The organism is Clostridioides sp. GD02404, from assembly GCF_045898275.1.
Classification (GTDB): domain Bacteria; phylum Bacillota; class Clostridia; order Peptostreptococcales; family Peptostreptococcaceae; genus Clostridioides; species Clostridioides difficile_A.
In genome coordinates this window covers 62070-88238 of sequence record NZ_JBJOCA010000004.1, presented here as the reverse complement: position 1 = coordinate 88238, position 26169 = coordinate 62070, and the positions used below count along the sequence as shown (strand labels likewise).

25 protein-coding genes and 1 pseudogene are annotated in these 26169 nt (G+C 28.3%); 23 read left to right on the top strand and 3 right to left on the bottom strand.

The window, feature by feature from the left end; genetic code table 11:
• The first annotated feature begins 19 nt into the window (after positions 1 to 19).
• The 14 genes and pseudogenes from Q3287_RS04020 (at position 20) to Q3287_RS03955 (ending at position 14677) form a co-directional block, all read left to right on the top strand.
• Positions 20 to 1045, top strand: coding sequence for a methylcobamide:CoM methyltransferase MtbA (locus tag Q3287_RS04020; RefSeq protein ID WP_223152898.1), 1026 nt, complete (start codon positions 20 to 22; stop codon positions 1043 to 1045).
• Between the two features lie 19 nt (positions 1046 to 1064).
• The gene (locus Q3287_RS04015; protein ID WP_219673353.1) at positions 1065 to 2876 is read left to right on the top strand and encodes an ASKHA domain-containing protein; all 1812 of its coding nucleotides are present in this window, start codon (positions 1065 to 1067) and stop codon (positions 2874 to 2876) included.
• Between the two features lie 65 nt (positions 2877 to 2941).
• A complete protein-coding gene (locus tag Q3287_RS04010; protein ID WP_219673354.1) occupies positions 2942 to 3766 on the top strand; it encodes a uroporphyrinogen decarboxylase family protein in 825 nt (274 codons plus the stop codon).
• Positions 3767 to 3816: 50 nt separating this feature from the next.
• Positions 3817 to 4893, top strand: a complete 1077-nt coding sequence (locus tag Q3287_RS04005; protein ID WP_223152900.1) for a uroporphyrinogen decarboxylase family protein — start codon at positions 3817 to 3819, stop codon at positions 4891 to 4893.
• Positions 4894 to 4923: 30 nt separating this feature from the next.
• Positions 4924 to 5763 carry a MetQ/NlpA family ABC transporter substrate-binding protein gene (locus Q3287_RS04000; protein WP_054270637.1) on the top strand — a complete coding sequence of 280 codons (840 nt, stop codon included), beginning with the start codon at positions 4924 to 4926 and terminating at the stop codon, positions 5761 to 5763.
• 95 nt (positions 5764 to 5858) lie between these two features.
• A complete protein-coding gene (locus tag Q3287_RS03995) occupies positions 5859 to 6827 on the top strand; it encodes a methionine ABC transporter ATP-binding protein (RefSeq protein WP_223152901.1) in 969 nt (322 codons plus the stop codon).
• The gene (locus Q3287_RS03990; protein WP_223152902.1) at positions 6820 to 7476 is read left to right on the top strand and encodes a methionine ABC transporter permease; all 657 of its coding nucleotides are present in this window, start codon (positions 6820 to 6822) and stop codon (positions 7474 to 7476) included. Before Q3287_RS03995 ends, Q3287_RS03990 begins: the two co-directional genes overlap by 8 nt.
• Positions 7477 to 7504: 28 nt before the next feature.
• Positions 7505 to 8308, top strand: coding sequence for a transporter substrate-binding domain-containing protein (locus tag Q3287_RS03985; RefSeq protein WP_167640614.1), 804 nt, complete (start codon positions 7505 to 7507; stop codon positions 8306 to 8308).
• Positions 8301 to 8969 (top strand): amino acid ABC transporter permease, encoded by a 669-nt coding sequence (locus Q3287_RS03980; protein WP_223152903.1) that lies wholly within the window; start codon positions 8301 to 8303, stop codon positions 8967 to 8969. Before Q3287_RS03985 ends, Q3287_RS03980 begins: the two co-directional genes overlap by 8 nt.
• Before the next feature lie 237 nt (positions 8970 to 9206).
• Entirely contained in the window at positions 9207 to 9869 is a 663-nt protein-coding gene (locus Q3287_RS03975; RefSeq protein ID WP_054276945.1) for an amino acid ABC transporter permease, read from the top strand.
• A 59-nt stretch (positions 9870 to 9928) separates the two neighbouring features.
• On the top strand, positions 9929 to 10726 hold the full coding sequence (locus tag Q3287_RS03970) for an amino acid ABC transporter substrate-binding protein (protein WP_054276944.1): 798 nt from the start codon (positions 9929 to 9931) through the stop codon (positions 10724 to 10726).
• Between the two features lie 132 nt (positions 10727 to 10858).
• Complete coding sequence (locus Q3287_RS03965) at positions 10859 to 12034, top strand: M20 family metallopeptidase (RefSeq protein ID WP_223152904.1); 1176 nt, start codon at positions 10859 to 10861, stop codon at positions 12032 to 12034.
• 29 nt (positions 12035 to 12063) lie between these two features.
• Positions 12064 to 12813 (top strand): amino acid ABC transporter ATP-binding protein, encoded by a 750-nt coding sequence (locus tag Q3287_RS03960; protein ID WP_054270629.1) that lies wholly within the window; start codon positions 12064 to 12066, stop codon positions 12811 to 12813.
• Between the two features lie 592 nt (positions 12814 to 13405).
• Positions 13406 to 14677 (top strand): annotated as a pseudogene (locus Q3287_RS03955) (dicarboxylate/amino acid:cation symporter).
• A 167-nt stretch (positions 14678 to 14844) separates the two neighbouring features.
• Here Q3287_RS03955 and Q3287_RS03950 read toward each other — a convergent pair.
• A complete protein-coding gene (locus Q3287_RS03950; RefSeq protein WP_054276943.1) occupies positions 14845 to 15549 on the bottom strand; it encodes a Crp/Fnr family transcriptional regulator in 705 nt (234 codons plus the stop codon).
• Positions 15550 to 15713: 164 nt separating this feature from the next.
• Here Q3287_RS03950 and Q3287_RS03945 point away from each other — a divergent pair, with 164 nt between their 5' ends.
• The 5 genes from Q3287_RS03945 (at position 15714) to Q3287_RS03925 (ending at position 21788) form a co-directional block, all read left to right on the top strand.
• Positions 15714 to 16442 (top strand): 4Fe-4S binding protein, encoded by a 729-nt coding sequence (locus Q3287_RS03945; RefSeq protein WP_054270627.1) that lies wholly within the window; start codon positions 15714 to 15716, stop codon positions 16440 to 16442.
• Positions 16443 to 16499: 57 nt separating this feature from the next.
• Positions 16500 to 18092: a hydroxylamine reductase gene (gene hcp, locus Q3287_RS03940; protein ID WP_407963559.1), complete on the top strand. Its 1593-nt coding sequence runs from the start codon at positions 16500 to 16502 to the stop codon at positions 18090 to 18092.
• A 426-nt stretch (positions 18093 to 18518) separates the two neighbouring features.
• Positions 18519 to 19424, top strand: coding sequence for a patatin-like phospholipase family protein (locus Q3287_RS03935; protein WP_074179629.1), 906 nt, complete (start codon positions 18519 to 18521; stop codon positions 19422 to 19424).
• A gap of 125 nt (positions 19425 to 19549) precedes the next feature.
• On the top strand, positions 19550 to 20503 hold the full coding sequence (gene msrA / locus Q3287_RS03930; RefSeq protein ID WP_219673360.1) for a peptide-methionine (S)-S-oxide reductase MsrA: 954 nt from the start codon (positions 19550 to 19552) through the stop codon (positions 20501 to 20503).
• A gap of 154 nt (positions 20504 to 20657) precedes the next feature.
• Positions 20658 to 21788 (top strand): helix-turn-helix transcriptional regulator, encoded by a 1131-nt coding sequence (locus Q3287_RS03925; RefSeq protein ID WP_074179631.1) that lies wholly within the window; start codon positions 20658 to 20660, stop codon positions 21786 to 21788.
• A gap of 127 nt (positions 21789 to 21915) precedes the next feature.
• Here the strand turns inward: Q3287_RS03925 and Q3287_RS03920 are convergent, their stop codons facing one another.
• Both Q3287_RS03920 and Q3287_RS03915 read right to left on the bottom strand, forming a co-directional pair.
• The gene (locus tag Q3287_RS03920; RefSeq protein ID WP_265340538.1) at positions 21916 to 22038 is read right to left on the bottom strand and encodes a hypothetical protein; all 123 of its coding nucleotides are present in this window, start codon (positions 22036 to 22038) and stop codon (positions 21916 to 21918) included.
• Positions 22039 to 22139: 101 nt separating this feature from the next.
• On the bottom strand, positions 22140 to 23108 hold the full coding sequence (locus Q3287_RS03915; protein WP_407963558.1) for an L-lactate dehydrogenase: 969 nt from the start codon (positions 23106 to 23108) through the stop codon (positions 22140 to 22142).
• A gap of 348 nt (positions 23109 to 23456) precedes the next feature.
• On the opposite strand from Q3287_RS03915, the gene Q3287_RS03910 reads away from it, so the two are divergent.
• The 4 genes from Q3287_RS03910 (at position 23457) to Q3287_RS03895 (ending at position 26072) form a co-directional block, all read left to right on the top strand.
• Entirely contained in the window at positions 23457 to 23645 is a 189-nt protein-coding gene (locus tag Q3287_RS03910; protein ID WP_407963557.1) for a hypothetical protein, read from the top strand.
• A gap of 259 nt (positions 23646 to 23904) precedes the next feature.
• Complete coding sequence (locus Q3287_RS03905; protein WP_407963556.1) at positions 23905 to 25104, top strand: alanyl-tRNA editing protein; 1200 nt, start codon at positions 23905 to 23907, stop codon at positions 25102 to 25104.
• A gap of 52 nt (positions 25105 to 25156) precedes the next feature.
• Complete coding sequence (locus tag Q3287_RS03900; RefSeq protein ID WP_054270619.1) at positions 25157 to 25657, top strand: GNAT family N-acetyltransferase; 501 nt, start codon at positions 25157 to 25159, stop codon at positions 25655 to 25657.
• A gap of 97 nt (positions 25658 to 25754) precedes the next feature.
• The gene (locus tag Q3287_RS03895) at positions 25755 to 26072 is read left to right on the top strand and encodes a hypothetical protein (protein WP_054276936.1); all 318 of its coding nucleotides are present in this window, start codon (positions 25755 to 25757) and stop codon (positions 26070 to 26072) included.
• The last annotated feature ends 97 nt before the right edge of the window (positions 26073 to 26169 follow it).

Genomic DNA, 26169 nt, shown 5'->3' with positions numbered 1-26169 from the left:
AAAAGGATGGTAAATTAATTTGTATACTTGCAAAGAGAGATTATTGAAAGTTTTAAATAGAGAGTCTGTTGATAGACCTCCTTGTATTTGCCCTGGTGGTATGATGAACATGGTTGTAGAAGATGTGATGGATATGAAAGGAATAAGTTGGCCTGATGCACATTTTGATGCTATTAAAATGGCAGAACTCACTTATGGTATCTATGAAAATGATGGTTTTGAAAATTGTGGCGTACCATTTTGTATGACTATAGAAGCTGAGGCAATGGGAGCTAAAGTTGATTTTGGAACTAAAATCACAGAACCTAGAGTGAACTTTTATCCTATGGACACAATATCTGATTACACAAAATTAAAAGAACTTGATATAAATATTGGACGAGCAAAAGTTGTTATAGATGCAATTAAGTATCTAAAAAATAAAGATAGTGATGTACCTATCATTGCCAATGTAGTCGGTCCAATAAGCGTTGCTACATCTTTAATTGAACCTACTATATTTTATAGAGAATTGAGAAAAGATAGAGAAAGTGTCCATAAGCTTTTAGAGTTTGTGACAGAAAATATAATTAAATTTGCAAAGGCACAAATTGAAGCTGGTGCAGATTTAATAGCTATTGCTGACCCAAGTGCTACAGGAGAAATACTTGGACCTAAAAAATTTGAAGAATTTGTGGTTCCATATATAAATAGAATTTTAGATTCATTAAATGAAGATGAAAATAATATTCCAAGCATAGTACATATTTGTGGAAGATTAAAAACTATATATCCTCAATTGAATAGTATTCGTAGTTTAGGTATAAGTTTTGATTCAATAACTGATGAAAAACAGGTTGTATTAAATGTTCCTAACAAAGCAATTATTGGTAATGTAAGTACATATGCCCTTGAATATGGAACTGAGGATAAAGTTGGAGAAATAGGAAGAAGATGTATAAAAAATGGTATAAATATTTTATCTCCAGCATGTGGAATAGGAGCTAGGACTCCAATTAAAAATATACAATCAATGGTTCTGAGTGCACGAGAAAGTGAATGTTAAGCATATGGTAGGTGTCAAAATGTACATATTAACTGTAAATGATAGATATGGAGAACAAAAAAGATTAAAGTTTGATTCTGGAAAAAATTTGTTAGAAATTTTAAAAGAAAATGGAATAATGATTGAAAACCCCTGTGCAGGTAAAGGGTATTGTGGAAAATGTAAGGTTAAAATCTTAAGTAATATTAAAGATAAGAATTTAGAGGAACAAAGAAGGTTTTTAAGTGAGGAAGAAGTTTTAGATAATATTAGGTTAGCATGTTTATATCAAGTACATGGAGATATTGATATAGAATTGTTGCATGATGAAAAAAAAGTAGAAGTATTAGATGAAGGTTATATGCCTAAGTTTGATTTAAATCCTGCTGTAAGAAAAGAATGCAAGATATTTTCAGAAAAGTCTCTTTTACAAAGTGATGCAGTAGAAAAATTATTATTAGAAGATAAAGAAAGTTTACCCTTAAATGTAATAAAAAGGTTTTCTAACTTAAAAGAAGGAGAAACCTATACAATAACTAGGTATGATGGAAAGATTATATCCATAGAAAATGGAGATACAAGAAGTTTGATGTATGGATTTGCAGTTGATATTGGTACAACTACTATGGTGGTATCATTAATAGATTTAAATACTGGTAAAGAAATTAAAAGTGCTTCTTCTATAAATCCTCAAAAAAGCTATGGATTGGATGTGTTATCAAGAATTAATTTTGCATCAAAAGAGAAAAATGGAGCAGAAATTCTAAGTAAAGTGGTTGTTGAATGTTTAAATAATCTATTTAATTATTTGTGTGAGGATAATAAAATAGCAAAGGAAAACATTTATGATATATCAATTGCTGCAAATACTACAATGTTACATTTACTCTTAGGAATAAATCCTAAAAGTTTAGGAATAAATCCATATAGACCGATGTTTAAAGATAGTAAGACTTTTTTAGCTTCAGATATAGGTCTAGAAATATCAAATTACACGAGGCTTTATTGCTTACCAAGTGTGTCTGCATTTATAGGTGCTGATATTACTGCAGGTGCTATTGTCACAAATTTAAAAAAAGTAAATCAGAAGATACTTTTCATAGACATAGGAACTAATGGAGAAATGATTTTATCTGATTGTGGAAAATTAATTGCATGTTCGTGTGCTGCTGGACCAGCATTAGAAGGAATGAATATAACTTGTGGAGTACGAGCAGGTGAGGGAGCTATTGAGGGAATAAGTATCAAAGATGAGGGAATACAAATAGATATTATAGGACAGGGAAATCCAAATGGTATTTGTGGAAGTGGTATTTTAGATTCTATATCTGAAATATATAAAGCGGGTTTGATTAATAAGAGCGGAAGGCTAAAGAAAAAAGATGATTTTAATGAGGATAATTTTCTTAAAAATCTTTTGGTAGAGGATGGTAAAAAGAGAAGTATAGTATTATCTAAAAAATATAATATATATATTACTCAAAATGATATTAGACAAGTTCAGCTGGCAAAAGGAGCTATTTTATCTGGTATTTTATCTATGTTACATAATTTAAAGTTAAATCCTAGAGATATTGACAAAGTAATAATAGCTGGTCAATTTGGAGCACATTTAAAGGTTGAAAGTATTGTTGGTGTAGGAATGGTTCCTGTAGAATTTAAAGATAAAATTAGTTATATTGGAAATTCCTCTAAAAGTGGTGCAATTTTATGCCTTTTAGATATATCAAAAAGAGCTGAAGTAAATGATGTTTTGAAAACATGTGATTACTTAGAATTATCATTACTAGAAGATTATGAACGTTTATTTGCAAGTTGTTTAAGCTTTGATATAAGTAAGTTGAGTAAATAAGTAAGTGGAGGTGAGTTAAAATTAAAGAAAAATACAATTTTAAATGTACATATGATACTACAGGAATGGAAGAGTTAAAATTTCTAAAGGAAAACAATCTAAAAATACCAGATGTTTATCTAAAATGTGATGAAATGGTAAAGGCTACAAAACTTTTAAAAGAAAGTACAAAAAATAGAGTTTGTTATCTTCCGTTATGTGACACTATGTGTGCACAAAGTTTAGGAGCAAATATTTTAATTGATGAATTGAGTACACCAAGAGTAAAAAGCTATAAATATAATGATATTGAAGAATTATTAAATCTTCAAAAAGTTTATTTAGATGAAGTAGAAGCTAATGAAGTATTAAAGGCAATAAAAAAATTATCATCTGAAAACGAAGATGTTATTTTAAGTATTGAAGGCCCAATTACCATTTTGAGTAGCTTAATAGACTTAACAAATATAGTAAAAGCTTTGAAAAATAGAAAAAATGATTTATACAAAATTCTAGAATATGTAAAAGATTTTATTGTAGAGTATGCTGTTAAAGGAGTAGAATCTGGAGCTAAAATTATATCTTATGCTGACCCAACTGGAAATATGGATATTTTAGGTAAGAGAACTTTTTGTAACTTAAGTAGTGATATAACAATAGAAATATTTAAAGAATTACAACAGAAAATAAATGGTAAAGCAAGTATACATATCTGTGGAAGAACAACAACTTCACTTTTGAATTTAGGACTTATGGAGATTGAAGAACTTAACTTTAATAATAATATGACTTATGCAGATGTTCTATTGAAAGAAGGTATATGTAAAGGAAGAATGTTTGGGCAAAATTGTATTAAAAATACTAATAAAAGTGTATTCAATGAAAAGATATATACAGTCAGAATATTATAAGCACTTTAACTTTGAAGTAATATAAATTTTAATTATTGGGGCGTGTTGAGATGAAAATATTAAAAGATGAATTAACACCTAAAGAAAGGGCAATTTTATATAAATCAGGAAAAGAAGTTGATAGATTACCATGTTCATTTTCTTTATCTGAAACAGCACCTGTTATGTATGGATTAAATATAAGTGATTATTATTATTCTTCAGAAATGATGATTGAAATGGAACGAAATTTAGCAAGAGATTTTAATGTGGATTCTATGGGTGTAGGTTTAGGTCTTAGAGGCATAGGAGAAGCTCTTGGTTCTAAGTTAAAATATCCCAAAGATTCAGTCTCTTTTATAGTTGAGCCTGTACTCAAAGATTATTCAATGCTTGATTCTTTAGATATAATAGACCCTTATAAAGATGGGAGAATGCCAGCTATTATAGAAGCATTAAAAGTCTTAACAGATGAATTTTCAAATGAAAGATTTATAGGTTCAAGTTTAGCAGGTCCAATTAGTAATGTTGTAGCTATAAGAGGAGCTGAGAATATACTAAAAGATACTGTTAAAAATAAAGAAAATTTACATAAACTTTTAAAATATACAGTAAAATGTATGCTAAGATACACAGAAGTAATTTATAAAGAATGTGAGTCAAGTGTCAGTCTAGCTGAACCAGTAGCTTCATCTAATCTGATAAGCTTAGTGCAGTTTAAGGAATTTGTAAAACCATATTTAGAAGAATTCGTACTAGGAGTTAAAGAAATTACAGGTTCAGCACCATCTATACATATATGTGGAAAGACTAAAGACAGATGGCAAGATTTAGTTGATGTAGGTCTTTCTGCGTTTAGTGTTGATAATTGCGAAGATTTAGAAGAGGTTAAAAAAGCAATTGGAAACAGTATGGGTATCTCTGGAAATGTACCACCAGTAGAAATTATGAGAAATGGAAGTATTAATGATGTAATGGAATCAGTAAAGGAATGTATCTTAAAGGCAAGTGACAATCCATGTGGATTTACGTTATCTCCTGGTTGTCAAATTCCAGTAGGAACTCCTATTGAGAACATACATGCATTTATGAATGCTGCTAGAATTTACAGTAAAAATGCTGTAAAAGGTAAATTATGTACATTTTAAATATTAATAAAAATATCATTGGAGGAAGTCATGAAAATTAAAAAATTAATTAGTTTATCACTAATAGCTATACTATCATTATCATTAGTAGCATGTTCTGGAAATGATAATGAAAAAAAAGAAAGTGAGTCTGCTAAAAAAGAAGTAAAAACTGTTAAAGTAGGTACATCTGACCCTATTATAAAAGAAATGTTAGATGCAGTACAAAAAGATTATTTAAATGATGGTTATAAAATGGAAGTTACTCTTTTTGATGGAGATATAATAAGTCCAAATAGTGGAGTTGCTGAAGGAACTTTAGATGCCAATTTCTATCAACATAGTGCGTTTTTAGAGCAATTTAATAAAGATAAAGGTACAGACTTGTCAGCAGTAGGAGAGCCTATTTATTATTCAAAAATGGGTGTATACTCAGATAAATTAAAAAGCTTAAATGATGTTAAAGATAATATGAAAGTTGCTATACCATCAGATGCAACTAATAAATCAAGAGCATTAGTTTTATTAGCAGATGAAGGTTTAATTAAATTAAAAGATGGTGTCAAAACTTATAGTCCTTTAGAGGTAGTTGAAAATAAACACAATCTAGAATTTATAGAAATGGATACTGTAAAAATTCCAAGTGCACTTCCAGATGTAGATTTAGGAGTGGTTAGAGCAATACAAATAATGAAATCTGACAAAGACCCAGAAAGTGCTTTAGCTTTTGATGAGCATGGGTCAGAATATGGTATAGTTTTAGCTACTAAAAGTGAAAATAAAGACCAAGAATGGGCTAAAGCTTTAACTAAAGAGTTAAAAGGAGAAAAAGTAAAAGCTATAATAGAGAAAAATTATGGTACTACATCAGTTCTTATAGAAGATAAATAACATAATTTTTAGATTTAACTATTTAAAAGAATTAAGCTGTTTTATGTGTGTATAAAAAACGGCTTAATTCTATGTGAAAAACTTGAGGTGATTATTTGATAAATGTGTCTAAATTGTATAAATCTTTTGGAAGTTTAGATGTGTTAAAAGATATATCTCTTTCTATAGAGCAAGGCGAAATATTTGGTTTGATAGGGAAAAGTGGTGCTGGGAAATCTACACTTTTAAGATGTATAAATCTATTGGAAGATTATGAAAAGGGTGAAATTTTGGTAGATGGATGTGAAATAAAAAACAATTCACATCGCAAAATCAGAGAATACAGAAAGAATATAGGAATGATATTTCAACATTTTTCTCTATTAGAAAGACAAAATGTATATAATAATATAGCTATTCCAATGAAGTGTTGGGGATATAAAAAAGATGAAATAGAAAAAAAAGTAATGGAACTTGTAAAAATAGTAGGTATAGAAGATAAGATATATCAAAAGCCTAAAGAATTGAGTGGAGGACAACGCCAGAGAGTTGCTATAGCTAGAGCTTTATCACTGGAGCCTAAAATTTTACTTAGTGACGAAGCGACATCTGCACTTGACCCAGAAACTACAAAATCTATACTATCACTTTTGAGAGAAATAAATGAAAGACTAAATATAACTATAGTATTAGTCACTCATCAAATGGATGTTATTAGAGAAATATGTAATAGAGTAGCTATATTAGAATATGGAAAGATAGCTGCATTGGGAGATGTCCAAAAGCTATTCTTGAATCAACCAGACTGCTTAAAGAGACTTTTAGGAGAGCAATCGGAGATTATGCCAGAAGAAGGTGTAAATATAAGAATATTATTTAAACAGGATAAAGCTAAAAATACATTGATTCCAGAAATGGCAAAACAAATTCCAGTTAATTTTTCAATTGTGTCTTCTAAGCTAGAAAAATTCAGAGATGATATTATAGGTACCACTGTTATAAACATGGATGCTAGAGATAAAAAAATAATTAGTGAGTATTTAAATAGTAGATGCATAATTTGGGAGGCTTTAGATAATGGATAATCCAAGTCTTGTAATAAATAAAATAATAATTCCTGCAGTGTTTGATACTATTTATATGGTTACATGGGCTACTGTTATATCTTCTATAATCGGTTTTATATTAGCTATTATATTAGTAGAAACTTCAAATGAAGGACTTAGACCTAATAAATACATATATAAGATTTTAGATTTGATGATAAATATAATTAGGTCATTTCCATTTATCATATTGGCGGTGTCTATAACTCCAATTACAAGATTTGTAGTAGGTACTTCTATTGGAAAACAAGCAGCTATGTTACCTCTTATAATAGTTGCATCTCCATTTATAGCTAGATTAATTGAAAGTAATCTTAGAGAAGTTGATAAAGGTATGATTGAAGCAGCTAAATCTTTTGGTGCTTCAAATTTACAAATATTGTTTAGTATTATGTTTAGAGAAGCTATACCATCTATATGTTCAAGTATAACTCTTGCAACTGTATCAATACTTGGTAGTTCTGCTATGGCAGGAGCATTAGGGGCAGGAGGTTTGGGGTCAGTTGCTCTGATATATGGTTATCAAACATTTAACGATACCATAATGTATGGAACTGTAATTATAATAATTATAATGGTTCAAGTGATTCAAACTATTGGAAATGTATTATATAAAAAATTGAAATAAAATTAGATTTAAAAGGAGAGAACAAACTATGAAGAAGCTTAAGTTAATTATTATGCTTGTTTTAGCATCATCACTTTTAATTACAGGATGTTCATCAGGAAATAATAAAAATAAAGAAGAACAAAAAACTATAAGAGTTGCTACATCAGGAACGTATTTCCCCTTTGCTTTTAAAGAGAAAGATAAACTTAAAGGGTTTGAAGTGGATTTCTGGGATGAATTTTCTAAACGAACTAATTGTAAAGTTGAATGGGTATTAACTGATTTTAGTGGATTATTTGGATTATTAGAAGCTGATAAAGCAGATGTAGTATCTGCTCAACTTACTGCAACACCAGACAGAAAGGAAAAATATGGTTTTTCAGATGCTTATAATTATAGTGGAACAAATATTATTGTTAGAAAAGATGATAATAGTATAAAATCAATAGATGATTTAGTTGGCAAAAAGGTAGGTGTGGGTACTGGAGCAGTGGCAAATGAAATACTAAAAGAAAAGTATCCAAATGGCGAAATAAAAATAGTAAATTATTCAAGCGCAACTCTTAAAGGGAACTATCAAGACCTAGAAATGGGAAGATTAGATGCAGTGGTTGCACAGGACGTTGAGGCTTTAATAGCCATAAAAGAACAAAAATTAAATCTTAAAATGGTAGAACCTCCTATTCAATTTGGTGCTTGTTCTTTTGCACTTCAAAAAAATGAAAAAGGTGAAGAATGGACAAAAGAAGTAAATAAAGTAATTGCAGATATGCACAAAGATGGAACTTTGACTAAAATATCTGAAACTTGGCTAGGAAAAGATATTACTAAGGAGCCTACTAATGAGTAATTTGAACTTTGAATTTTGTCTAAGTATATTTCCATTTTTAATTAAAGCCTTGGGAATAACAATACTAATATCTATTGTTGCATTTTTTATATCAATATTATTGGGTGTGATACTTGCATTTTTTACACAGACAAAATCAAAAATTTTGAAATACATAACTAGAATATACATTTCATTCTTTAGAGGAACACCACTTTTAATTCAAATATTTTTCTTTTACTTTGGATTTCCGATGATATTTTCCTTCATGAAAAATTGTTCTCCTTATTTAGCAATAGTAATTTGTTTAGGTGTAAATTCATCTGCATACATGGCAGAAATTATACGAGCATCCATTGAGAGTGTTGATAAAGGACAACAAGAGGCCTGTTATGCTTTTGGATTAAGTAAATATCAGTCAATGGTTAAAATAATCTTACCTCAAGCAGCTACATCTGCAGTACCTCCTATTGTAAGTTGTACACTAGATATAATTAAGGGGTCTTCCTTAGGTTTGACTATAGGAATACAGGATTTAATGGGAGTAGCTCAAGTAGAAGCTGCATCAAGTTTTAAGTTTTTTGAGATATATATGGTAACGATACTAATTTATTGGGCGGTATCTATAGTATTGAGTAATATACAAATCAAGGTTGAAAAAAGGATAGGAAAAGCATATTAGATTTTGGTGTTTAAAGATAGGTTATATAAATATGTTCCTTCTTGTAAATAAATTTTTAATTTTAGAAAAAAGACATTTAGTAGTCTAAATATCAAAAAAATATAGTATCAAAAGGGTCTATATAGTCAGTTAATAAAATAGTTTTTTTCTATTGGAAAAATAAAGAAAATTCTATTATAATTTAACATGTGACAAAAGCTTGCAAAAAACAACATTAAGTGAGGGGGGACTTATTTTATGATTTTTAGTATGAAATATTTTTTAGAATTATTTCCAATAATAATGAAATCATTCAATATAACTGTTATTTTGGCAATAAGTTCATTAGTATTTTCATTAATTATAGGTACAATAGTAGCGTTATCATCTTATTACAAAGTGAAAGTATTGAATCAAATATGTAAAGTGTATGTATCTATCTTTAGAGGTACACCTCTTATGCCACAGTTATTCTTTCTATATTTTGGACTGGCATATATGAGTGATTTTGTTAAAAACATGGACCCAGTATTTGCAACCTCTATAGTACTTAGTTTAAATATGGGAGCTTATATGTCTGAAACTATAAGAGCATCCATACTTTCAATTGATAAAGGGCAGATAGAAGCATCATATGCAATGGGATTAACAAATTTACAAACCATGAAAAGAATAGTGATACCACAGGCTATAAGAGTTGCCTTGCCATCATTATTCAATAATTTCATAGATTTAATTAAAGGGTCTTCTGTAGCTTTTGTTGTTGGAGTAAATGATATAATGGGTGCTGCTAAGTCACAAGGAGCATTGAGTTTTAAGTTCTTTGAAGTGTATGGAGCAGTTATGGTAATTTATTGGTGTATAATAACTCCTTTAGGATGGGGACAAAAAAAGTTAGAAAAGAAGATAAGCGATTATTAGAATATTAAAAAAATACATATAAAGTATTTTTACATAAAAATGGTGTGAGGAGAAGAGATATGATAAAAAGAAATATTATAAAATGTTTAGTAGCAGTTTTAGCATTAGCAGTTGTAACTACTGGTTGTTCAAAAAAAGAGGAAGCAAAGGATGAAAAGGTTATAAATGTAGCTTCATCTAATTCAGCCGACCCATATTCTTATGTTGATAATGGTGAGCATAAAGGTTTTGAAGTTGACATGTGGAAAGAGATTGGTAAAAGAAGTGGATATGAAATAAAAATGGAGCCAACAGGTTTTAGTTCTATATTTGGTATGTTAGATTCTGGTAAAGTTGATGTAGCAGCCAACTTCTTTGGAATGTCTAAAGAAAGATTAGAAAAATATGATGCTTCTATACCTTATGGTTCTGATGCTGTATGTATCGCTGTAAAAGATGGAAATAATGAAATTAATAAACTTGAAGATTTAAAAGGAAAAGTTGTAGCAGTATCAGAAGGTTCTCAAGGTCAACAAGTTGCAGCTAGTGTTAATAAAGATAATTTATTTGAAGAAAAGGTTTATGGTGATGGAACTAATGGTATTCAAGATTTAGACTTAGGAAGAGTTAGTGCCTGGATTGATGCGGAACTTACTGTTGTAGGTGATGCTAAAAAAGCTAACATTAAGATAAGAGTATTAGATGATAAATTATCAGTTACTAACATAGCATATTTCTTTAAGAAAGATGATGAAAAATCTAAGACTATAAAAGAAGATGTAAACAAAGCAATAGAGGAAATGCTTGCAGATGGAACAGTGAAAAAAATATCTGAAAAATGGTTTGGAATGGATGTAAGTGCTGATATACAAAAATAAGTACTCCAAAACTAAAATATAAAGTTTTGATAACTATAGATAAGTATACTAAATTTATCTATAGTTATCTGTGTATTATAATGTATTTATAGTAGTCTTTATAAATAAAAATAAGTTATGGAGGTATTGTAAATGATTGAAACTAAAATAAAATCTATTGCACTAAAAAATAGGGAAAAAATCATAAAAATAAGGCGACAGATACACCATAATCCAGAGTTGGCATTTAAAGAATTTAAAACATCCAAACTTATAAAGGAAGAACTAGATAAACTTAATATAGAATATATAGATGTTGCTGGCACAGGAGTATTAGCTACTATAGAAGGAAAAAATATTAGTGGTAAAACCATACTACTTAGAGCGGATATGGATGCTCTTCCAATAAAAGAGGAAAATGATTTAGAATTTAAATCAATAAATGATAATATGCATGCTTGTGGGCATGATGCACATGTTTCATGGTTGTTAGGAACAGCAATGATTTTAAATGATATAAAAGAAGAACTAAATGGAAATGTAAAGTTACTATTTCAACCTGGTGAAGAAAAAGGTGGTTCTGATATTGTAATTAAAGAAAATGTACTTGAAGGTGTAGATGTATTAGCAGCTGGTCATTGTTGGCCAACCATTGAATCAGGAAAAATTGGAATAGCTAGAAATTGTGCAATGGCAGCAACTAATACTTTCGAAATAACAATAATCGGAAAGGGTGGACATGGAGCAGAGCCTCACAATTGTATAGACCCAATTGCAGTTGGAAATGCAGTGTATTCGTCTATTCAACAGATAGTATCAAGAAAAATTGATCCAGTTGTACCAGTGGTAGTATCTGTTTGCTCTTTTAATTCTGGTGTTTCCAAAAATATAATACCAGATATATGTACACTTCAAGGAACTATTAGAGCAGTAAGTCAGGAAAAAGTGATTGAAGTAAGTAAAATTCTAGAGAACATAGTAAGAAGTGTATGTAAAGCACATGGAGCAGACTGCAAGTTTGAAAAGAGTGCAGGAGGAGATGCTATTATAAATGATAAAAATATGATAGAACTGGGGAGAAAAAGTGCTTGCAAAATACTTGGAGATGAAAATGTTGAAATGATTGATTTTCCAGCAATGACAGGTGAAGATTTTGCTATTTATATGAAAGAAAAACCTGGTTTATTTATGTATATAGGTACAGGTAATAAAGAAAAAAATATAAACTATAAATTGCACAACAGTAAGTTTGATATAGATGAAAAATGTTTGAGCATAGCATCTTCCTTATTATCTCAACTTGCAGTAGATTATTTATGTCAATTTTAGAGTATATTTATTAAAAAAGGTGGAGAATTATGATAAAAGTAGAAAATTTACATAAAAGTTTTAAAGGGACAGAAGTTCTTAAAGGTATAAATCTAGAGATAAATCAAAGTGAAGTAGTAGCTATACTTGGACCATCTGGAACAGGTAAATCAACACTCCTTAGATGTTTAAATTATCTAGTTGAGCCTACAAAAGGGAAGATAATGATTGGAGATGTAAAGGTAGATGTAGAAAAAGCGACAAAAAAAGATATAGCAAATTTAAGAAAACATACATCTATGGTATTTCAGAATTATAACCTATTTAAAAATAAAACTGCACTAGAAAATGTAATGGAGGCATTAATAGTAGTACATAAAAAAAGTAAACAAGAAGCTAAAGAGATATCTTTAAAATTAATAGACAAAGTAGGTATGTTGGATAGAAAAGATTTTTATCCATCAAAATTATCTGGAGGCCAACAACAAAGAATAGGTATAGCTAGAGCTATGGCAGTAAATCCAAATGTAATATTATTTGATGAGCCAACATCAGCACTTGACCCAGAACTTGTTGGAGAAGTGTTAAGTGTTATAAAATCACTTGCAAAAGAAGGAATAACAATGCTTATTGTAACTCATGAAATAAATTTTGCAAAAGAAGTTGCTGATAAAATCATATTTATGGATAATGGTGTAATAGCTGAAGAAGGAACTCCTAATGAGATATTTAATAATCCTAAAAATGAAAGAACTGCAAAATTTTTAAATATCATTAGGAAAGAAGAAGTATTTAATTAAAAAAATATAAGTTAAGTATTTTAAGAGATATAAGATACTCCTATTAAATTTATGAGCTAGAGAATAGATTTAATAGGAGTATTTTTTTATTATTGGATTTATTATTTAATTTTAAATTAGAAACATAACTTATTTGAACTTTAGTTTTAAAAATATCGTAAAATATTTAAATGCATAAAAAAATAATATTTGACAAAATATTATATGTATTTACAATAGTAGCTTAATGAAATTACAGAGTGTAGTAATTAAAGTGACTATACTAAAACCTTATCTTAAATTATAAATTATTAAACTTGAGAATAATTAAACTATATTATATATATTTTTTTATATTGTTTATTTTATTGAAATTAATATAGAAATAAAGTTTTAAAAGTAGAATTTTATTAGGATTTATATATAGATATGAACTATTAAAAACACATTAAAGATACAAAAAAACTATAGAAATTGACATATATTCCAGTATTTGCTAAAGTAGCTGTTGGGGAAAATTACAAAGATTATTAATGCGCATTAGATAATTCACTTTAATTTTTTTAGAGTTTTAAGTAATTTACAATATAAAACATTAGAAGGGAAAATATAAATGAAGGACTTTTTAAAAAATTATAAGTCATCAATTATACTTTTATTATGTACCATAATAGGGGCAATAGTAGGATTAATACTTGGTCCAAAAGCTTCAATACTAAAACCATTTGGAGATTTATTTATAAATGCTCTATTAATGATAGTAGTACCATTAGTATTTCTTAGTGTTTCTTCAGGTGTTGCTAGTGTAAAAAATATGGAACGCTTTGGAAAAATAATGAAAAATACAGCTATAGTATTTATGGGAACAACACTTGTAATTGCAGTTTTAGGTATTACATCTGCATTATTATTTAATCCATCTAAAGGATTAGATGTATCGAGTGTAAAAAGTTTAATGGTGGCTCAAGATGCAGAGAGTTTAGAATCAAAAGGAACATTATTAGACCAAGTAGTATCAAGTATTACAGTTAAAAACTTTGGAGATTTATTTTCTAGTAGTAATTTATTACAATTAGTTATATTTGCAGTTTTAGTTGGAACAGCAATAGCTATGATGGGGGATAGAGGAAATACTATAAGAAAGCTATTATCGGAAGGAACAGAGGCAATATTAAAAGTAGTAAGTATAGTCATGCTTTATGCTCCTATAGGGTTAGGTTGTTACACAGCTACAATAATTGGAGAACTTGGAAGTAAAATAATTCAAGGGTATGTAAGAGTGTTTGTAATTTATTCTCTAACAGCAGCACTGTATTTCTTATTATTTTATAGTTTATATGCTTTTCTATCTGCAGGAAAACAAGGGTTTAGACAATTTTGGAAGAATGCTATAAAACCAATAGCAACAGCATTAGCTACTTCTTCAAGTTCAGCATGTATACCATCAAATTTAGAGGCTAGTAAAAATATAGGAGTTCCCGATGATATATCAGAAACAGTTATACCTCTTGGAATAAATATACATAAAGATGGGTCAGTTTTAGCAGTAATAATAAAAGTTGCATTTTTATCAGGTATTTTAGGTAGTGGTATGGCAAATCCAGCAACAATAGGTCAATTATTTGTAACTGTATTTGTTGTTGGAGTATTTATGGCTCCTGTAGCAGGGGGCTGACTTATCGGAGAGATGCTCGTGGTTAGCATCTTCGGCTTTCCAGTGGAAGCAATTCCATTGTTGACAGTTATAACTACTATAACTGATATTCCTAATACTATATTAAATACAACTGGTAATACAGTAACATCAATGTTAGTTGCACGATTAGTGGAAGGAAAAGACTGGCTTATAGATAAAACATCAATTACTACAAAAAAAATAAGCTAATTATAAATCCAATTAATATATAAAGTTAATAGATGTCTAATTTTGGATAAATTAGACATCTATTAACTTTTTGAGTAAAAATATAAATTTAAGATTCAAGTACAATACTTATAATTTTAATCAATTAACATAATTTATATTGAGGTAGACAAGTTTAGATGTCTAGTCTATTTTTGAAAACAGAATATTTCAAACTTGTTTTTATTAAAAGATAACAAACCTTCATCTCTCATCTTACCAAGCTCTCTTGACATAGAACTCCTATCAACGCACAAAAAATCAGCCATTTCATTTCTTGAAAAAGGAACTGTAAATTTGTGACTACCTGTTTGTTCTATTTGTTTTGAAAAATACATAAGTAATTTTTCACGAGTCGTTTTACGAGAAAGTAATTCTATTTTATTGTGAAGTAAAATATTTTTTTCAGCTATTAATTGTAACATGTTTTCAATTAATCTATTATGAAATACACATGTTGATGAACAAATACCAGTTACACTTTTAAATTTTATAAATAAAATTTCACAAGAAGATGTTGTAGTCACTGTGACATTGCTTTTATGTAGTCTAGTACATGCAAATACTTCTCCAAATAAATCTCCAGGTAATAGTTCAGCTACAATATTTCGATTACCTTCAATATCTTCCTTTATTATATGTGCACTTCCTTTAAGCATAATTCCAATAGAAGTGACCTCACTTCCAACTGAGAATATTATGCTATCCTTTGGATAAATCTTATCAACAACACCTAAACATTCTAACATTGCTTCAAGTTCGTCATTTTTAATTCCTTCAAAGAGAGGAATTTTTTTTAGCAGACTTATATGTTTTTCTAAAATTTTTTTCAAACAATCACTTCCTTGTTGCATATGCAACCGATAATTTGTTTTTATTGTACTATACTAAATTTATAAAAGCAAGAAGATATAAAAATCTTATTACAAAAAATTTGAAAGAAAAACATGTAAGTCTTGAAAATAAATATATAAAAAATCAATATTTTAAATTAAAAAAATTTTATGAGGTGATATAAATTATGAGAAAAATAATTAAAATCGATGAGAAAAAATGTAATGGTTGTGGATTATGTGTTGAAGCTTGCCATGAAGAAGCTATAGGAATGGTAAATGGAAAAGCAAAACTTTTAAGAGATGATTATTGTGATGGTCTAGGAGATTGTCTACCAACTTGTCCAACAAATGCTATTTCATTTGAATATAGAGAAGCAGCAGAGTATGATGAAGTAGCAGTAAAAGCAAACATGGAAGCAAAGAAAGCACAAAATACAAATCTAGCATGTGGATGTCCAGGCTCTCAGTCTAAATCTATAAATAGAGACGTGTCAGATAATGAACAGGTAAATAATAATATAGCAGCTGAAACACAAGGGTCTCAGCTTAATCAGTGGCCAGTACAAATAAAACTAGTACCAGCTAATGCATCATATTTAAAAAATGCAAGTCTTTTAATAGCAGCTGACTGTACAGCATATGCATATGGAAATTTCCATAATAAATTTATGAAAAACAAGGTTACATTAATTGGTTGCCCTAAACTTGATGAAGTAGATTATGCTGAAAAACTTACAGAGATTTTAAAAACGAATGATATTAAAAATATAGTAGTAACACGTATGGAAGTTCCTTGTTGTGGTGGTATAGTAAATGCTGTTAAGACAGCTCTACAAAATAGTGGAAAGATGATACCATGGCAAATAGTTACTATATCTGTAGATGGAAAAATTGTGGATGGAGAAATTTAATTAAGCTAATAACAAAAAATGTAATAAATTTTAATAAATAAAAAGGGAGGAATAAAAATGGAGAATATGTTTTGTTTTCAATGTGAACAAACAGCAGGGGGTAAAGGATGTACTATAAACGGAGTTTGTGGCAAAAAGGGGGGTACAGCCAACTTACAAGATGAGCTTACAGGAGTATTAATTGGTTTTTCAAGAGCAACTATTGGAAATAAAAATAGACCAACAAGTGAAACAGATAAAGTTATGATAGAGGGATTATTCACTACTATAACAAATGTAAGTTTTGATGATGAAGCTATAAAAAGACAAATTGAAAAAACTGAGATAGAAAAAAGTAAACTTGTACCTAGATGTTTAGATTGTGAAACAAAATGTAGTAGAAATGATAACTATGATATGAAAAACTTGTGGAATGACAATGAAGATGTACGTTCATTAAAATCATTAATTCTATTTGGATTAAGAGGTATGGCTGCTTATGCATATCATGCAATGGTACTTGGTTATACAGACAAAGAAGTAAATGAATTTTTCTATGAAGGATTAATAGCGGTTGGAGGGGACTTAGCGATTGATGAACTTTTAGAATTGGTTATGAAAACTGGAGAAATAAACTTAAAATGCATGGAATTACTTGATAGAGCAAATACTGAAACTTATGGAATACCAGAGCCAACTCAAGTACCTATGAAAATTGAGAAAGGGCCATTCATAGTAGTTACAGGACATGACCTTTATGATTTACACAAATTATTAGAACAAACAAAAGATAAGGGAATAAATATATATACTCATGGAGAGTTATTACCAGCACATGCATATCCAAAATTAAAAGAATATAAGCACTTAAAAGGAAATTTTGGTACAGCATGGCAAAATCAACAAAAAGAGTTTGATAATATTCCTGCTCCAATACTGTTTACAACAAACTGTTTAATGCCTGTTAAAGACAGTTATAGAGATAGAGTATTTACTACAGAAGTAGTTGCTTATCCAGGAATGATTCATATTGATGAAGATAAAGATTTTTCTAGTGTAATAGAGAAATCTCTTGAACTTAGAGGCTATAAAGAAGATGTTCATATGACTGGTATTAATGGAGGAGATACATTAACTACTGGTTTTGCAAGAGGTACAGTTTCATCTGTACAGGATAAAGTAGTAGATGCTGTTAAAAGTGGAGATATAAGACACTTTTTATTAGTTGGAGGTTGTGATGGTGCAAAACCTGGAAGAAACTATTATACTGAATTTGTAAAACAAGCCCCTAAAGATACTGTCATATTGACACTTGCATGCGGAAAATATAGATTTAATGATTTATACCTTGGAGAAATTGGAGGTTTGCCTCGTTTAATGGATATGGGGCAATGTAATGATGCTTATAGTGCGATACAAGTAGCAGTCTCATTGGCGAATGCTTTTGAATGTGGAGTAAATGAATTACCTCTTAGTATGGTATTATCATGGTATGAGCAAAAGGCCGTTTGTATACTTCTTACATTACTTCATTTAGGTATCAAAAATATTTATATAGGACCTTCTTTACCAGCATTCTTATCTCAAAATGTATTGAATATATTGGTTGATAAATTTGCATTAACACCTATATCTACTCCAGAAGAAGATATGAAGAAAATACTAGGATAAAGAAAATAAGTATATTCAAGAAGGGAAGTATTTGTAATTAAAATAAATAAGGAAGTGTCTCAAATTAACTTTTTAGTTCATGAGGCACTCTTTTTTTTATGAAATCAAATATATTTTTATCATTTCAATAATAAAAAAGAGGCTTATCTCTATTTTGGACAGCCTCTTATTTATTTTTTATAATATGTTAAGGTACAGAAATTATTTTGATTCGTTAAATTTATTACTTATAATATCTAAAACAAATACTATATTCTATAATATTTATTTTAGATATTATAAGGTATGTACAGTACAAAGTACTTTAAATACCAAAATAGTAACATCGTTATATAGAACTTGCATAAAATATATATACTACTATAATGAAATTATTTTGACTGAAATTTAAAATTGATAAGGTATTTTGTATGGGGGTATATGTATATGAAAAATTCTAATTTTAATATATTGACTTTTGATGGTGGTGGATTAAGAGGAGCATTGAGTATAGCCATACTTGAGAGAATGGTAAATCAGTATCCAAATTTGTTAGATAATATAAATATGTTTGGAGGTACATCTACAGGAAGTTTAATCGCATTAGGTCTTGCGTATGGTGTAAGTCCAAAAGATATAAAAGAACTCTATTCAATAGAAAATTCAAAGCATATTTTCAGTAAAAGTTATGCAGAAATGTTAAGACCTAAGTATGAAAATAAAAATTTAAAAGAAGTTTTACTAAGTATATTTCCAGAAGAATTAGAATTAAAAGACTTGAAAAAATTAGTAATGATACCAAGCTTTTATATAGGAAATGAAGAAAACTCATGGAAACCAGTGTTTTATAATAATATGCCAAGTTCTCTTACAAAGACTAGTAAGGTTATAGATGTAGCAATGGCAAGTAGTGCTGCTCCTGTGTTTTTTCCAACGTATAATCGACATATCGATGGAGGAATAATAGCAACTGACCCAAGTTTAGCATGTATAATTCATGCCATTGATAGTGGGTTTAAACTTAAAAATACAAGACTTTTTTCAATAGGAACTGGATATGTGTATAATAGTATAAAGGCAGATACTACTGAATGGGGAGCTATTGATTGGATAATTAATAAAGAACCCGATTTACCAATTATATCTATAACATTAGAAGGAAATTCTCAAATGAGCCAGTTATTTTCTCAAAAACTTCTTGGAGATAATTACTATAGACTAAATCCAAAAATGGAAAAGAATGTAGCTATGGATGATTATGATGAGTTGGAATATCTGTTATCTTTGGGCGAAAATTGTGATATAAAGGATGCTTTTGGATGGATAAGTAAAAAGAGTTTTTATAGAAAATAGATTTAATTTATAATTACATTTACAAACATTATTTTACTAATTAGAGAAAAACAAGAAAATACAAGATTATTAAGCTACTTCTTAGGGAATAAATAAAATATAATTTTTTTTAAGGAGTGATGAAAATGATAAAACTTGCTACTTTTGCAGGTGGATGTTTTTGGTGTATGGTGAAGCCTTTTGATAAATATGATGGGGTTATAAAGGTAGTTTCTGGATATATAGGTGGTCATGTTGAAAATCCCACATATCAAGAAGTATGTTCAGGAACAACTGGTCATGTAGAAGCTATTCAAATAACTTATGATGATGATATAATAAGCTATGATGAGTTACTAAATATATTTTGGAAACAGATTAATCCTACAGATGATGGTGGACAATTTGGTGATAGAGGGACTCAATATAAGACTGCTATATTTTATCATGATGAAGAACAAAAAAATATAGCTTTAAAGTCAAAAGAAGATTTAGAAAATAGTAAAATATTTGATAGCGAAATAGTAACAGCTATAATTCCAGCAACTAAATTTTATGATGCAGAAGAAAATCATCAAGATTATTATAAAAAAAGACCATTAAACTATAATATGTATTATAAAGGTTCAGGTAGGTATAACTTTGTAAAAAGTCACTGGGATGGAAATAATATAAATAGAGAAGAGTTAAAAAAGACTTTAACTCCTATACAATTTGAAGTTACTCAAAATGATATGACAGAAGTACCTTTTGAAAATGAATACTATGATAATGATAAAGAAGGGATTTATGTTGATGTTGTAAGTGGAGAAGTTTTATTTTCATCAAAAGATAAATTTGATGCAGGATGTGGATGGCCAAGTTTTTCAAAGCCAGTAATAGATAAATCTATAGTTGAGAGAAGCGATTTCTCACAAGGTATGTACAGAGTTGAAGTAAGAAGTGCTAAAGGAAACTCTCATTTAGGCCATGTATTTGATGATGGGCCAAAAGAACTTGGAGGCTTAAGATACTGCATAAATTCTGCCTCTCTTAAATTTATACCTAAAGAAGAGATGGAAGGTTTAGGATATGGAGAATATCTAAAACTTTTTAAATAATTAAAATTAGCTATTATAGACTTAGATAAAAGGTGAAAATAAAAGATATATTTTCATCTTTTGTTTTTTTGTCAATAATATGATAAATTATTAATTGTAATCTTATAATTTATATTGATAGATTAAGAATTTAATTTTGAAAGAGAGAAAACAAATGAATTTAAAAGACTTTAATGGAAAGAGATTAAAATCAGCTAGAGTTTTTAGAGCAAAGACTATAGAACAGTTAGCTAAGGAAACGAAAATAAATAAGAAAGATTTGAAGGCTTTTGAAGAAAATAAATATATTCCTAATATGGAAAATACATTAAAATTATCAAATATATTAAATTTTCCAAAAGAGTATTTTTATAAACATGAAAATATGAATGTTATTGTTGAGGATAGTCATTTTAATCCTCAATCTAAACTACCTAGAGTAGAAGAAATTTCTTATAGAGAAAAAATGATAATTATTCATAAAATATACTCATTTATGGAGAGTTATATTAAGTTTCCAAAAGAAAATTTACCAAGTAAAAGAATAATGTCAGATACTAACATAAATGATATAGAAAGTCTTGCATATAAAACAAGAGAATTTTGGGATTTAAATAACAGCCCAATAGTAAATATGGTAAACTTACTAGAATCTAATGGAATTATAATATCTGGTATGAATGTAGATAAAAAAGGAGCAACAATCTTTACCCAAAAACAGAGAATTGGAAAAGAAGTTAAATATTTAATATCTCTGGGTAATGATAAAAAATCAGCATCAATTAGAAACTATGATTTAGCATATGAACTTGGTTATATAGTGTCAAGTGAATTGAGAATACCAAATAAGCAATTTTCAGCAGATGAGTATGCATGTGCATTTTTATTACCAAAAGAGAGTTTTTTAGAAGACTTGATTCATCCAGAAGACATAGATTATTATGTAGAGTTAAAGAAGAAGTGGATTGTACCTATGTCTGCTATGCTTTTTAGAGCATATAATCTAGGTAAGATAAATTATAAAAAATATAATTATCTTATGAATGAGATGGAGAAAAAAGGGTGGTTAAGAGAAGAACCTCTAGATAAAATGAAAGGTTCAAGTCCAATGTATTTAAAAAGAGCAGTCGAATTATTGATAGAAAATAAAATAATGAGTACAAATAGTATAGTATCTAGTTTAGAAGAATTTGGGATAAATCTTTATCCAGAAGATTTAGAATTGTTAATGGGACTAAAAAAGGGATTATTATCTCAAAATATAAATAAAAAAAGCAAAGTTATAAAATTTGATGGAAATAAGTAGATTGATATTTGAGTATTGAAATTAAAAGCAGGTATAGATGATTTTAACATTAGCTTAGTTAAAAGATTTTTGTTATGAGTAATTTACCTGCTTTTAATACAAAGTTTTAAAATTTAAAAAAAGTATCTTAGTCGACCATTAGTAGCTCATAACAAACACCTTGAGCTACCAAGTTAAATCCAAAATGTGAACCAACATGACCAATTCCAATTATTGATATTTTTCTAGGTTTTATTGTAAAACTTAGCATCTCATTACATTTTGTTTTATGTATACATATCATGATACTCTACAATAATCATAGAGTTATTTAAATGAGTTAGATAAGACTCTCTTAAAATAATTTTGAATCTAAAGTGTTTTTGAAAGTGCAATATGTTCTCTTAAAACAGAGCAAGATTTACTAAATTCATTTTGCTCATCTTCAGTCAGATTGATTTCAATAATTTCTTCTATGCCATCTTTTCCTATAACACAAGGAACACCTGCAAATACATTTGTCTCATTGTATTGACCTTCTAACAGTGTAGAGACAGGTAGAATTTTTTTCTCATTATGTAATATAGCTTTTACAATTTCTACTAAAGCAGTTCCTATTCCAAATTCTGTACAATCTTTACCATTTATTATACTTATACCTGTTTTCTTATTTTTTTCAACTATTGATGGCAAATCTAGTTCTCCATAAGTAGTTGGATTATCCTTTATCATGTCTAATAAAGGCTTACCACCAATTGAAACATGAGACCAAGGAACCATTTGAGAGTCTCCATGTTCACCCATAGAATAAGCTTGTATTGACTGTTGAGCTATTCCAGTTTCTTCAGATAGAAGTCTTCTAAGTCTTGTTGAATCTAAAGCTGTGCCAGTTCCAATAACTTTATTTTTAGGAAAATCAGATTTTTCCCAAATATAATTTGTGACTACATCAACAGGATTAGATATAACTATAAATATACCATCAAAACCAGAATTAATTATAGGTTCTACTATAGACTTTATCATTCCAATGGTTGGTCTTAGTAGGTCTAATCTAGTTGTGTTTTGTCTACGTAAAGGTCCTTCTGAAGAGTCAGCAACGCTTATTACTACTATATCAGAATCTTGGCAATCATCAAAAGTTCCCTTGTCTATAGATACTTTATGTGGTAAATAAGAAACTGCATCAGCTAAGTCTAAAGCTTGAGCTTTTGCTTTAGCCTCATCTATATCAATCATAAAGAGTTCATCACAAACCCCTTGAGTTATCAAACTAAATCCACAATGAGACCCAACATGCCCTGAACCCACAATAGATATTTTTCTTGGTTTTATTGCCATTTTATATCACTCCCCCTAAAACAACGACACATTTATAAGAAAATTATAGATGTTATTAAAAGCTGTTTTTGTATATTTTAATATTCTATTATTTCAGAAAATTTATTTAATATGATTTTATACTAAAATTTTTAAAAAATCAATGTTAATATACTCTATATTAATGAATGTTAAAGTATTATATGTATATTTAAAATTATTAATAATTATTAAAATATGTAATGTCGCGGATATTTAAAATATTTAAGAGTAGAATATGTTCATAAATAATAATGATGTCGGTTGATAATGATATTAAATTGAGGTATACTGTTTTTTCAAATTAAAAAATAAAGGAGTAAATGTGTTATGAATTATTACACAAAGGAAGAATTGATGGAAGCACTGAGAGTAGTTTCTTCAAGTATTATTAATTGTGAAAAAATGCAACCAAAATTTTCAGAGGGGACTTCTCATCATACACGTTTTAAGAATATTATAGAAGCAATGTATATTTCAAAATCATTAATAATGTATGAAATTAGTAAAAGAGATTAAAGCTTATTTTACAATTTAACATGTTTTAATATACTTTTCATTATATAAGAAAATAAGTAAGCATACATGTTATAAAATATTGGAATAATATACAATTATAAATTTGTTAACACTAATATCTATATGTTAAAATATAGTAGATGATGTTAGTAAATAATAGGATGAGTTCTATTTTAATACAATTAAATTAAGCTTAGGTTGAAATTTGTATTTAAAAAGTAAAGTAGTCTAGAATTAAGAAAATGGAGATAGAATTATAATGGAAAAGTTATATTATACAAACCAATATGTAAGAGATTTTACAGCAGAAATAATTGAAATAAAAGAAATAGAAAATAAGTATCATGTTTTATTAGATAAGACAGCGTTTTTTCCTGGTGGAGGAGGTCAGTTTGAAGACCTGGGAAAAATAGAGAATTATGATGTAATAAGTGTGTATGAAGATGGAAAAAATATATACCATGTATTAGATAAAAAACCTATAAAGATACATAAGGTAAAGTGTAGTATTGATTGGGATAGAAGAGAGGATGGAATGCATCAACATTTTGGACAACATGTATTATCTGGATGTTTTTTTAAAACTTTTAATGCAAATACGACAGGTTTTCATCTAGGAAATGAGTATAGTACAGTAGATATAGAAGGTAATTTAGAAGAGGATAAAATTAGAGAGATAGAGTTGCTTGCTAATGAAATTATTCGTCAAAATATACAAGTAGAAACCTTACTTCCAACAAAAAAAGAACTAAAAAAGATTTGGTTAAGACGTGACTTGCCAAATACTAATGAAGAGATAAGAGTAATAAAAATAGGTGATTTAGATACAAATGCGTGTTGTGGAGTGCATCCAAAATCAACTGGTGAATTGAGAATGATAAAAATAAAGAAATGGGAAAAACATAAGTCAAGTACAAGAATAGAGTTTCTAGCAGGTAAAAGGGCAGTGGATGAAGTATTAAAGAGGGATATATATCTGACTAAAATATGTAGATATTTGAGTTGCAGTGAAGAGGATGCTATAAATGGTATTGTAAATTTAAATAATAAGGTGGAAGAAGCTCTAAGTAAAAAAAGAAAGATTGAAGAAGTAGTAGCTAATTATCAAGTTAAAGAAATGATTGAAAATGCAAATAAAATTAATACTATTTCAGTTATTAAAAAGGTCTATGATAATGAAGATTTAAAATATGTAAACAAAATAGCAAACAAAATTACAGAAGATGAAAATAATATTGCATTATTTGCTGTTAAATTTGAAGATAAAATAAATCTAATTTTTGCATGTTCTAAAAACTTGAAAAATATTAATATGGGAAATTTATTAAAAGATGCAATAAGTCTTATAGATGGTAAAGGTGGAGGAAGCCAAGTACTAGCTCAAGGTGGAGGAAAAAATAATGGTAATTTAGAAGCTACACTTGATTATGCATTTATGAAGCTAGAAAAAACTCTATAAATATATTTAAGCAAAAACATCAATGTAATAAAATAGATATGGGGGAATAAACATGGAACAACAAAAGGATTATATAGAGTTATATGAAAATGAAGAATTAATAGAGATAAGGGAAGCTCGTATAGATGATTTGGATGTAATAGCAAAATTTAATTATAATTTAGCTAAGGAAACTGAAGGAAAAGAGCTTGATATGGATGTTCTGACTAAAGGTGTAAAAGCATTATTATTGGATGAAAGAAAAGGTAAATATCATGTCTATACAGTATTTGATAAAGTTGTTGCACAGATTATGTATACGTATGAGTGGAGTGATTGGAGAAATGGGAACTTTCTTTGGATTCAGAGTGTATATGTAGAGAAAGAATATAGAAGAAAAGGTATTTTTAATTATTTATTTAATTATATAAAAAATATGTGTGATAGAGATGAAACTATTGTTGGAATGAGATTATATGTAGAAAAAGAAAACATAAATGCAAAAGCAACATATGAGTCTTTAAATATGTATGAGTGTGATTATAATATGTATGAATATGAAGTAATACACTAGTAATATAAACCTATGATATTATAGAGGTTATTGAGTATATTGATAACTATGTGAAATAAACTGGATATTATAATTAGAATTTTTAGGGGGTATAAAAATGGACGTTTTCAAAGGAATGTTTTATGTATTTTTATTTTTAGATTTAGTATCAATATTTTGCTTCTTTTTTAACAAAGGAAAAATAGCATCTAATAAATTTGTATTTAATGCAATAGGGGTACTTACATTTGTGCTTTGTTTTATGCTTTTTAGTTATTATCCAAATAGCAATATTCTTGGCAAGTTTATTGCATCTATATTTTTTATATTTGGAATAGTAGGAGTTATGTTAAAAGAGAAAAACTTTTTATATGCTAGGCTTCTTTTAACATTAGTTATTGTTTTTTCAACACTTATATTGTTCGTTATTCATTAGAATATATTTGTTTAAGGATCTGTTAAGGTCTACACTTTTTAGTGTAGGCTTTTTTTTGTTTTTAATAAATATTTAAGGAAATTTTAAGAAAATTTTA

Coding starts and splice junctions, on each gene's coding strand:
- Q3287_RS04015 (WP_219673353.1), top strand. CDS start 1,065: ATGTACATATTAACTGTAAATGATAGATATGGAGAACAAAAAAGATTA.
- Q3287_RS04010 (WP_219673354.1), top strand. CDS start 2,942: ATGGAAGAGTTAAAATTTCTAAAGGAAAACAATCTAAAAATACCAGAT.
- Q3287_RS04005 (WP_223152900.1), top strand. CDS start 3,817: ATGAAAATATTAAAAGATGAATTAACACCTAAAGAAAGGGCAATTTTA.
- Q3287_RS04000 (WP_054270637.1), top strand. CDS start 4,924: ATGAAAATTAAAAAATTAATTAGTTTATCACTAATAGCTATACTATCA.
- Q3287_RS03990 (WP_223152902.1), top strand. CDS start 6,820: ATGGATAATCCAAGTCTTGTAATAAATAAAATAATAATTCCTGCAGTG.
- Q3287_RS03985 (WP_167640614.1), top strand. CDS start 7,505: ATGAAGAAGCTTAAGTTAATTATTATGCTTGTTTTAGCATCATCACTT.
- Q3287_RS03980 (WP_223152903.1), top strand. CDS start 8,301: ATGAGTAATTTGAACTTTGAATTTTGTCTAAGTATATTTCCATTTTTA.
- Q3287_RS03975 (WP_054276945.1), top strand. CDS start 9,207: ATGATTTTTAGTATGAAATATTTTTTAGAATTATTTCCAATAATAATG.
- Q3287_RS03970 (WP_054276944.1), top strand. CDS start 9,929: ATGATAAAAAGAAATATTATAAAATGTTTAGTAGCAGTTTTAGCATTA.
- Q3287_RS03965 (WP_223152904.1), top strand. CDS start 10,859: ATGATTGAAACTAAAATAAAATCTATTGCACTAAAAAATAGGGAAAAA.
- Q3287_RS03960 (WP_054270629.1), top strand. CDS start 12,064: ATGATAAAAGTAGAAAATTTACATAAAAGTTTTAAAGGGACAGAAGTT.
- Q3287_RS03950 (WP_054276943.1), bottom strand. CDS start 15,549: ATGCAACAAGGAAGTGATTGTTTGAAAAAAATTTTAGAAAAACATATA.
- hcp (WP_407963559.1), top strand. CDS start 16,500: ATGGAGAATATGTTTTGTTTTCAATGTGAACAAACAGCAGGGGGTAAA.
- Q3287_RS03935 (WP_074179629.1), top strand. CDS start 18,519: ATGAAAAATTCTAATTTTAATATATTGACTTTTGATGGTGGTGGATTA.
- msrA (WP_219673360.1), top strand. CDS start 19,550: ATGATAAAACTTGCTACTTTTGCAGGTGGATGTTTTTGGTGTATGGTG.
- Q3287_RS03925 (WP_074179631.1), top strand. CDS start 20,658: ATGAATTTAAAAGACTTTAATGGAAAGAGATTAAAATCAGCTAGAGTT.
- Q3287_RS03920 (WP_265340538.1), bottom strand. CDS start 22,038: ATGCTAAGTTTTACAATAAAACCTAGAAAAATATCAATAATTGGAATT.
- Q3287_RS03915 (WP_407963558.1), bottom strand. CDS start 23,108: ATGGCAATAAAACCAAGAAAAATATCTATTGTGGGTTCAGGGCATGTT.
- Q3287_RS03910 (WP_407963557.1), top strand. CDS start 23,457: ATGAATTATTACACAAAGGAAGAATTGATGGAAGCACTGAGAGTAGTT.
- Q3287_RS03905 (WP_407963556.1), top strand. CDS start 23,905: ATGGAAAAGTTATATTATACAAACCAATATGTAAGAGATTTTACAGCA.
- Q3287_RS03900 (WP_054270619.1), top strand. CDS start 25,157: ATGGAACAACAAAAGGATTATATAGAGTTATATGAAAATGAAGAATTA.
- Q3287_RS03895 (WP_054276936.1), top strand. CDS start 25,755: ATGGACGTTTTCAAAGGAATGTTTTATGTATTTTTATTTTTAGATTTA.